The 2,355-nt window shown below is 65.5% G+C and carries 1 protein-coding gene; it reads right to left on the bottom strand.

Annotation, left to right across the window (positions count from 1 at the left end):
* A partial coding sequence (locus H0524_RS10495; protein WP_180198488.1) for a S8 family serine peptidase occupies positions 1–2,355 on the bottom strand: 2,355 nt, incomplete at both ends.

Raw genomic sequence — 2,355 nt, 5'->3', positions numbered from 1 at the left:
GATGGCGAAGCCGGTGTCGGTTTCGGCGGCGGCGCGTACGGAGATGAAGCTGTCGGGTTGGTCGGGCAGTTTCAGGGTTGCGGTGTGGCGGTTGTTGTCGCCCGGGGTGAGGGTGATGGGTTGCCAGGTGGTGCCGTCGTCGTAGGAGACCTCAAGCTCCACTGCGGTGATGGTGCCGGTGCCGGTACCGCCCGGCTGTGGTCTGGGGGTGATGCTGATGTCTTGGCGGGTGCCGGCTTCGACGTCGCCTCGTAGGTCGGTCTCCAGCTCGTAGTCGAGCTGCAGCAGGGTGAGCGGTTCGGGGGAGTTGGGGTCGGCGTCGTTGGTGCTGGAGATGAAGTCCCACTCGGTGTGGGTACGGGTCGACAGCCGCCACTCGTCGGCTGGGCGTGATGCGTCCAGCACCAGCCGGTACGGCAGCGTCCCGGCCGGCACCTCCATGTCTGGCAGGTATGCGCTCCTGGTGTTCTCGTGCAGCAGCGTGTCGCCCTGGTAGAGCCGCGTGTTCGTCGACACCGAGTTGGGGCCCATAAACCCGCCGTGTTCGAGCTGGGTGCCCGAAGGGCTCCAGGTTTGCACGTTGAGGGTCATGGTGTCCTGGTGTCGGCTGTTTGGATGGTCGTAGCCGCGGCTGAAAGCGGGTCGGACGGCGGGTGCGAACCAGTCCAGGCTGGTGGTCGACCCCTTGTCGTACGAGTTGCTGTAGGAAGCGTCGCGCCAGGGGCCTTGACTATGCCTCTCGTGCCAGTCGATTCCTGGGGTGACCCATTCGGTGCGGGTGCCGGGGTACCACTCTCGCTCGATGATTCCGAGCGCCAGGGTGAAGGTCAGGTCGTGGCGGTAGCCCACACCAGTGGTGTCCTGGACGGCGTGGTAGCGAGCATCGATTCGGGCCAGGTCGTGGTGGCTGGGGTGGTAGGTGAGGGGCTGGTCCGGCACCTGGTCCCGCCAGACCTTGGCCAGGTCGTAGATGGTGTCGGGGTGCTGCTCCTGGCTGACCTGCAGCGGTGGTGTTCCGTGTTTGGCGAGTGTGATCAGGATGTTTCCGATGTCGCGGTGGACGCTGGCGACGGGGATGGGGGAGTTGCCGACGTATTCGTGGAGGATTCCGGGGTTGTCGTTGACGATCAGGAGGAGTGCGGCTCCGGCGGTGGCTGCGGCGGCGGCCTGGTCGGTTGCCCTGATGTCGTCGCTGCGTTTGACGACGGCGATTTTGCCTTCGGCGTCGACGTTGGCGTAGTCCTCGGGGGTGCCGGTGCCGGCGTAGACGGGGCGTAGCCACTGGGTACCGGTGGTGATGGTGCTGTTGCGTTGGACCACGGTGTCGATGGGGAGCAGGCCGAAGGCGCGCAGGCTCAGGACCGGCTCACCCTTACGCCATCGGGCCCCCATGCTGAACGAGCTCTCGGTGGTCTTCTCAGTCGGCAGTACATACAGGTCGTCGTAACTTCCCGAGACTTCGCGTATGTAGTGGAAGCGGTTGCCTTCGGGGTAGTCGACGACGTATTCGAGTTTGCGCTGTCGGTCCTCGGTGCGCTGGGGGGTGGTGGTGTCGAGTAGTCGGGCCTGGCGGGCGTCCAGGTTTACCTCGGTTGGTTTGTCGAGTACGACTTCCGGGGCGACCAGCAGGGCGAGGCCGAGGGAGTCGGCCTGTTCACCCGCGACGTCAAACTCAGTTTTCAGGGTGTAGGTCCCGGGTGGGAGGCGCAAGGTCTGCTCACCGTCGACGTCGAGGAAGTCGGAGAACCGCCCACCGGCCTCCTCTATCCGGACGGTCGCGCTGGTGGGTTCGCCGTTGCGGTCGCGGAGTGTGATGGTGAGGTCGTAGTGTTCGTCCTCTTTGAGGAGGCCGAGGGCGGTGCGGGTGATGGTTTCGCCGGTGCTGGCATCGGTGCCGATGAGGTAGCCGGTGTGTTGGCCAGTGGTGTCTCCGCGGGGGGCGCCGGTTACCGGGACGTCTATCTGACCTGCGGCGGGGACGGTGACCGTGGGGATATCGGGGGTGAACGCCTCGTTGCCGGTGGTGGCTAGGTCGAGGGTGACGGGGGTGGTGCTGGCGTTGGTGAGGGTGACCGCCTTGGTGATGGGGGTGTCGGTGGGTTGGTGTGGCCAGTCGAAGTAGCCGAAGAACATTGAGCCGGTGGCTTGTATGGTCCTGTTCACCGCTGCCGCTACGTCGAGGCGGCCGGTGCCGACCTGGTATGCGCTGTAGGTGTCGCTGAGAGCTTGGGTGCTGCTCATGAGGGCGTTCTTGAGTTGGGTGTTGGTCCAGTTGGGGTGTTGTTGGGTGAGGATGGCGGCGGCTCCGGCGACGTGTGGGGTGGCCATGGAGGTGCCGTCGAGGCTGTGGTACAT

Origin of the sequence: Salinispora sp. H7-4 (genome assembly GCF_013416675.1) — a bacterium.
Classification (GTDB): domain Bacteria; phylum Actinomycetota; class Actinomycetes; order Mycobacteriales; family Micromonosporaceae; genus Micromonospora; species Micromonospora vitiensis.
This window is presented reverse-complemented; position numbering and strand designations above follow the sequence as displayed.